1 protein-coding gene is annotated in these 1,123 nt (G+C 66.6%); it reads right to left on the bottom strand.

The window, feature by feature from the left end; translation table 11 throughout:
* Positions 1 to 1,100, bottom strand: a 1,100-nt coding sequence (locus tag A2I95_RS41030) for an AAA family ATPase (protein WP_291738030.1), incomplete at its 3' end; no start/stop codon positions are given.
* Between the last annotated feature and the right edge of the window lie 23 nt (positions 1,101 to 1,123).

The following is a 1,123-nucleotide window of genomic DNA, read 5'->3' as shown; positions in this document are numbered from 1 at the left end:
GCGGCTTCGGCCATCTTGCCGTCATGCCCGTCACCGGCCTTGGACAGCTCGCGCTGCTCCCATTCCAGCCGCTCGATGGTTTCGCCGGCGTCCTTGTTCAACCCCGCCTCGCGCTCGATGTCGTTGCTCAGCTGCACAACACGGCTGCTGAGCCGCTCAATGGTCTGGCGCGCCTGCGCCTCCTGGTCGCCCAGCGAGTCGCGCTGCACCACCAGCCGCTGCAGGATGGCGGCTGCGATGGCCTCCTCCTCGCGCAGAGGAGGCAGCTTTTCCTCAAACGTGCCGCGCTGAGTGGCCGCGGCACGCACCAGCGCCTCGGCCTTGGCGGCCTGCTCGACCCGCACCCGCAGCTCATCCTCTGAGGCCAGCCGCGCCCCATCCGCCTCGCGCCATCGGCGGTACAGCAGCATGCCCTCTGACAGCCGCAGCTTCTCCCCGATCTCGCGGTAGCGCTGCGCCTGCCGCGCCTGCTTTGCCAGCTGCGCCAGTTGCGCGGCCAGCTGCTCGATCACGTCATCGACACGCAGCAGGTTGGCCTCGGTGTTCTTCAGCTTCAGCTCCGCCTCGTGGCGCCGCTGGTACAGGCCCGAGATCCCTGCCGCTTCTTCCAGAATCCGCCGCCGCGCCTTGGGCTTGGCGTTGATCAGCTCGGCGATCTGGCCCTGCCGCACCAGCGCCGGCGAATGCGCGCCGGTGGAAGCATCGGCAAACAGCATCTGCACATCGCGCGCCCGCACGTCCTTGCCGTTGGACTTGTAGGCGCTCCCCACATCGCGGGTGATGCGGCGCACGATCTCCAGACCGTCGGCCTCATTGAAGCCCGAGGGCGCCAGCCGTTCGGAGTTGTCGATGTTGAGGCTCACCTCGGCAAAGTTGCGCGCCGGCCGCGAGGACGTGCCGGCAAAGATCACATCCTCCATGCCGCCGCCGCGCATCGCCTTGGCGCGGGTCTCGCCCATCACCCAGCGCAAAGCCTCGAGAAGATTGGATTTGCCGCAACCGTTTGGACCCACAACCCCTGTCAGCCCATCGGCAATGACCAGTTCGGTAGGATCAACAAAGCTTTTGAAGCCGTTCAGCCTGAGCTTGGAAAACCGCAAAGCTGCCCCTTCGTGATTCCGTA

Source organism: Leisingera sp. F5 (assembly GCF_001593695.1).
This window is presented reverse-complemented; position numbering and strand designations above follow the sequence as displayed.